Genomic DNA, 5085 nt, shown 5'->3' on the forward strand with positions numbered 1-5085 from the left:
GCACCCCGCACGCCCTGCTCCCGCCGGAACTGCGCGACGACAACCCGCTCGGACTTCCCCGGCGCGTGAACGGCCGCCTGCAACACTGACCCGCACGTCCGGCACCGTGACGGCCGGTGCGGCGCAGGCCGCACCGGCGCGCGGGTCAGGCACCGTCCGGCTGACAGCGCGGACACCACACCGTGCCGCGCCCGCCGACGCGTTCACGGCTGAGCGGCCCCTCGCACCGCGGGCAGGTGGGGTCGCTGTCGTCACGGCGGCCCGTGAGCCAGGACTTCCGCGGCGGAACGCGCCCGGCACGCACCGAAGAGCGCAGCGTGCGCCGCATCTCGGTGTGCAGCCGTCTGAGCTCGTCGTCGTCGAGCCGGTCCGCCCGGCGGGTGGGACGCAGGCCGGCGCGCCACAGGATCTCGTCGGCGAGCAGATTGCCCAGTCCGGCCAGCACGGACTGGTCGGTGAGGGCCGCCTTGACGCGGCCGCGCCGCCGGGAGAGCAGTTCCGCGAAAGCGGCCCGGTCCACCGACAGCGCGTCCGGCCCTTGGTCGTGCAGGATCCGCGCCACATCGGCGTCGGGGTCGTCGGCGAGCCACAGGCCCTGCAGTTTGCGCTGGTCGCGGAAGCGCAACTCCTCACCGTCGACAGTGAGGACGACCCGGTCGTGCGGATCCGGCGGGTCGCCCGGGCGGCAGCACACCAGTTGTCCGGTCATGCCGAAGTGCATCATCAGGGTGGGCCCGTCGGTGCGGGCCAGCAGCCACTTGCCGTGCCGGGCCGGTTCGGCGAACCGGCGGCCCCGGAGCGCCCGGCGCAGCCGCGAGACGGTGACGCCGTGCAGTACACCGGCGTCGTGCACCTCGACCCGTTCGATCCGCTTGCCCCGCGCACAGGAGGCCAGGACCTCCCGGAACCCTTCCACATCAGGCAGTTCGGGCACGGCGTCCTCCGACCGTCTCGTCCGTCCGGAGCCGGTGCGCCACGGTCAGCGACCGCGCCCCGGGCCCTGGGCACCCCATCGAGAACCGCGCAGCCGGCGGCGCCGACGAGCTCCTCGCGGCAGCCGGTCACCGGAGCCGACAGGCCTCGCACCCTCCCGGTCCGGCGTCCACCGGCCGTCGGGTGACAGGGCCTGACCCTGGCGTTCCGCCTGCGCCCGGACCTCGTAGTAGGACTCATGGGCGGTCACCCGGAACGCCTCGTCGTGCGAGGCCAACGCCGCGCGGACGGCCGCGCCGGCGAGGCCGCGCCGACGGACGTGGACCGCGATCCACGCGAAGAACCCCATGATCGCGGCGAGGCAGGCGGCGAACGCCGGCAGCGGCAGCAGGTCACCCATGCACCGAGCCTACGCCCGGGTGGAGGGGCCGACAGGCGCCCGCGGCGCGGCGACTGCCGGAGCATCAGGAACCCGCCGACGGACGGTGCCTGCGACGCAGCCGCAGGATGAGGACGCCGGCCACGCCGGAAGCGCCCACGAACGCACCCACCCAGGCGTACGCGATGCCGGTGCCGGTCTCCTCCGGGACAGCGGCGGCCCGAGCGGGCGGCACGGCGGCCGGGGTGACGGGGCCGGGCCCGGCCGGTGGGGCCTGGTCGGGCCCGGCCGGGGGGTCCTTCTCCACGGCCGGCGGCTCCAGCGACCCGACGGGCTCGGCACGGCCCGCGGCGGCGAAGCCCCAGTCGAGGAGGGAGCGGGCCTCCTCGTAGACCGTGTGACCACCGCCCGACTGCGGGTTCATCACGGTCACCACGAGAGTGCGTCCGTCCCTGCGGGCGGCGGCGACCAGGGTGTTGCCGGCGTGGGAGGTGTAGCCGTTCTTGACGCCGATGATCCCCGGGTATCGCTCCACCCCGTCCGCGCCCGTCAGCAGCCGGTTGGTGTTCCTGATGCCGTACGTCCAGGTGGGGCTGCCGTCGTCGTAGGTGCCGCCGGGGAATGCGGCGTCGACGGTGGACGCGTACGAAGCGAACTGCGGGTCCGTCAGGCCGGCCCGCCCGAACACCGCCAGGTCGAAGGCGGAGGAGACCTGCCCGGGCTCGTCGTAGCCGTCGGGGGAGACCACCTGCGTGTCGTACGCGCCCAGCGCACGGGCCTTGGCCTGCATCTGCTCCGCCGTGGCCGTCCAGCCGCCGTTCATCTCGGCGAGGACGCGCACGGCGTCGTTCCCGGAGCTCAGGAAGACCCCCCGCCACAGGTCGTCCAGCTTGTACGTGCGTCCGGCCGCGATGCCGACCAGGCTGCTTCCCTCGCCCACTCCTTCGAGTTCCTCCTCGGTGACCGTGTGCGGCGGGGCGTCGGCCAGATTCGGGATCGCGGTGAGGGCGAAGAGCGTCTTGATGGTGCTGGCGGGTGGCAATGGGCGGTGCGCGTCGTGAGCGGCGAGCACGTCGCCGGTGTCAGCGTCGGCCACCAGCCAGGAGAGGGCGGAGACGTCTTCGGGGGGGTCGGGAGCCCCGTTGAGAGGCCTGACATGGGTGCCCGGCCGGTGCAGCGGCGATGCGTCGGCGGAGGCGGGTCGAGGCGTGGATTCGGTCTGCGCGGGGGACGCCGGCAGCACGAGTGCGCCGACGGCGACGGCCGTCGCGCAGCAAAAGGCCAACCGTGCGGTAAATCTGATGATCATTCGGTCAGCGTAGGAACGGGCGACCGGACGCGCAGTTCCGCTGAGCCGACCGGAGGAAGCCCCCGGCGACAGGCCGATGACACCTCGGCTCACCCCCGCCTATCCCGGCCGGCCGGGGGCGTGGCCCCGGGCCCCGGTGTTACCTCGCGGCGTCCATCCGTCGCCTCAGCGTGGCCGCGAAGTCCTCCGCGGCCGCCAACTGGGCGCGCAGCTTCTCGCAGCGGGCGTCGGCGACCGCGCGGTAGGAGTCCAGGCGAGCGTGGAGCCGCTCCCGCTCCTCGGCTGCGGGCGGGTCCTCGCTGTCCGCGATGCGGTCGGTGATCTCCAGCAGGTCCCGCATCTCGTCGAGGGAGAAGTCGAGCGGCTTCATCCGGCGGATGACCATCAGGCGCTCGACATCGGCCTCGGTGTAGAGGCGGAAGCCGCCCTTGCTGCGGGCGGAAGGGATGACGAGGCCGACCTCCTCGTAGTGGCGGATCGTCCGCAGCGACAAGCCGGTCCGCTCGGCGACCTCGCCGATCTGCATCTGGCGCTCAGCCATCGCCCTGCCGTCTCCTCTGCTTCACGCCACGTCTTCGATGGTTCGAAGTGGCCCAGAATACGAGCTCGAATCCTATGGGCCGCCTGCCGGTGGCCCTGTGATTCACAAGCGGTCCTTGGAACTCTCCCCTCACGTCAGGGTATAGTTCCAGGCACGACGCCCCGCCTGTGCCCCGTGCGCGGTGAGGGCCCCCCGCCGAGGTGTCAGCCCGGAGGGGACCCGGGCTTCCGGGCAATGACGCCCGACCGGCGGCTTCGGGAGCCGCCCCGTCCGGCAGGCCCCCGAGGCGGGGCCGCCGGATACTCCGCACCGGACTCGGGCGGGGCCGAGTAGTCGGCGCGTGTGTTCAGCGGATGGACGGATGCGCCCGAACAGGAACGGTTGCATGTCTTCTTCGCTGTCCGAAGGACGCCGGCTGCGTATGTCCGCGCCCGACTGGCTCGCCTCGCCGAAGGTCTTCAGGACCGAGGTACTCGCCGGCCTGGTGGTGGCGCTCGCGCTGATCCCCGAGGCCATCTCCTTCTCCATCATCGCCGGGGTCGACCCGGCCGTCGGCCTGTTCGCGTCGTTCACGATGGCCGTGGTGATCTCGGTCGTCGGCGGCCGCAAGGCCATGATCTCCGCCGCCACCGGGGCGGTCGCCCTGGTCATCGCGCCGCTCAACCAGCAGTACGGCCTCGGGTACCTCGTCGCCGCCGTGATCCTCGGCGGACTCTTCCAGATCGTGCTCGGCGCACTGGGCGTGGCGAAACTGCTGCGGTTCGTGCCGCGCGGCGTCATGGTCGGCTTCGTCAACGCCCTCGCGATCCTGGTCTTCATGGCGCAGTTGCCGGAGATGCGTGACGTCCCCTGGGCCGTCTATCCGCTGATCGCCGCCGGTCTGGTGCTCATGGTGCTCTTCCCGAGGATCACCAAGGTCGTTCCCGCGCCGCTGGTCTCCATCGCCGTCCTGACCGTGATCACCGTCGGCGCCGGTATCGCGGTGCCCGACGTCGGCGACAAGGGCGCGCTTCCTTCGTCGCTGCCGGTGCCCGGCCTGCCCGATGTGCCGTTCACCATGGAGACGCTGACGACGATCGCGCCGTACGCCTTCGCTCTCGCGCTGGTCGGCCTGATGGAGTCGCTGATGACGGCCAAGCTGGTCGACGACCTCACCGACACCCGCTCCAGCAAGACCCGGGAGTCCATCGGCCAGGGCGTGGCCAATGTCGTCACCGGCTTCTTCGGCGGCATGGGCGGCTGCGCCGTGATCGGCCAGACCATGATCAACGTGAAGGTCTCCGGCGCCCGCACCCGGCTGTCCACCTTTCTGGCCGGCGCCTTCCTGATGGTGCTGTGCGTGGTCTTCGGGCCGGTCGTCTCCGACATCCCGATGGCCGCCCTCGTCGCCGTAATGATCATGGTGTCGGCTGCCACCTTCGACTGGCACTCGATCCGGCCGAAGACGCTGAAGCGGATGCCGGTGGGCGAGACGACCGTCATGGTCGTCACCGTCGCCGCCGTGGTCGCCACCCACAATCTCGCCATCGGGGTCGTCCTCGGCTCGGTCACCGCGATGGTGATCTTCGCCCGGCGGGTGGCGCGCCTCGCGGAGGTGACGGGCGTGGTCGACCCGGACGGCAAGCAGGCCGTCTACGCGGTCACCGGTGAGCTCTTCTTCGCCTCCTCGAACGACCTCGTCCACCGCTTCGACTACCAGGACGACCCGGACGACGTGGTCATCGACCTCACCGACGCCCACATCTGGGACGCGTCCTCGGTCGCCGCCCTCGACGCGATCGAGCACAAGTACGCCCAGCGCGGCAAGAAGGTCACCATCGTCGGGCTGAACAGGCCCAGCGCGGAGATGCACGACAGGCTGGCCGGCCGGCTCGGCGCCGGGCACTGAGCGTGGCACAGCGCCCCTGCCCGCGGTCCTCGGAC

At 72.1% G+C, this 5085-nt stretch carries 5 protein-coding genes; 1 reads left to right on the plus strand and 4 read right to left on the minus strand.

Annotated features, from left to right (window positions below; genetic code table 11):
* Positions 1 to 145: 145 nt before the first annotated feature.
* From ACWGH4_RS30925 to ACWGH4_RS30940, 4 genes are all read right to left on the minus strand, one after another.
* Positions 146 to 934: an Fpg/Nei family DNA glycosylase gene (locus ACWGH4_RS30925; protein WP_453466727.1), complete on the minus strand. Its 789-nt coding sequence runs from the start codon at positions 932 to 934 to the stop codon at positions 146 to 148.
* Positions 935 to 979: 45 nt separating this feature from the next.
* A complete protein-coding gene (locus tag ACWGH4_RS30930; RefSeq protein WP_453466729.1) occupies positions 980 to 1333 on the minus strand; it encodes a hypothetical protein in 354 nt (117 codons plus the stop codon).
* A 64-nt stretch (positions 1334 to 1397) separates the two neighbouring features.
* Positions 1398 to 2621, minus strand: coding sequence for a D-alanyl-D-alanine carboxypeptidase family protein (locus ACWGH4_RS30935; RefSeq protein WP_453466731.1), 1224 nt, complete (start codon positions 2619 to 2621; stop codon positions 1398 to 1400).
* A 139-nt stretch (positions 2622 to 2760) separates the two neighbouring features.
* Positions 2761 to 3162: a MerR family transcriptional regulator gene (locus tag ACWGH4_RS30940; RefSeq protein WP_441264703.1), complete on the minus strand. Its 402-nt coding sequence runs from the start codon at positions 3160 to 3162 to the stop codon at positions 2761 to 2763.
* Positions 3163 to 3547: 385 nt separating this feature from the next.
* On the opposite strand from ACWGH4_RS30940, the gene ACWGH4_RS30945 reads away from it, so the two are divergent.
* Positions 3548 to 5050 carry a SulP family inorganic anion transporter gene (locus ACWGH4_RS30945; protein WP_453466733.1) on the plus strand — a complete coding sequence of 501 codons (1503 nt, stop codon included), beginning with the start codon at positions 3548 to 3550 and terminating at the stop codon, positions 5048 to 5050.
* Positions 5051 to 5085 lie beyond the last annotated feature (35 nt).

The organism is Streptomyces sp. NPDC054847, from assembly GCF_053610925.1.

Excerpts from the sequence above, each read along its gene's own strand:
- ACWGH4_RS30930 (WP_453466729.1), bottom strand. The coding sequence starts at position 1,333 with ATGGGTGACCTGCTGCCGCTGCCGGCGTTCGCCGCCTGCCTCGCCGCG.
- ACWGH4_RS30935 (WP_453466731.1), bottom strand. The coding sequence starts at position 2,621 with ATGATCATCAGATTTACCGCACGGTTGGCCTTTTGCTGCGCGACGGCC.
- ACWGH4_RS30940 (WP_441264703.1), bottom strand. The coding sequence starts at position 3,162 with ATGGCTGAGCGCCAGATGCAGATCGGCGAGGTCGCCGAGCGGACCGGC.
- ACWGH4_RS30945 (WP_453466733.1), top strand. The coding sequence starts at position 3,548 with ATGTCTTCTTCGCTGTCCGAAGGACGCCGGCTGCGTATGTCCGCGCCC.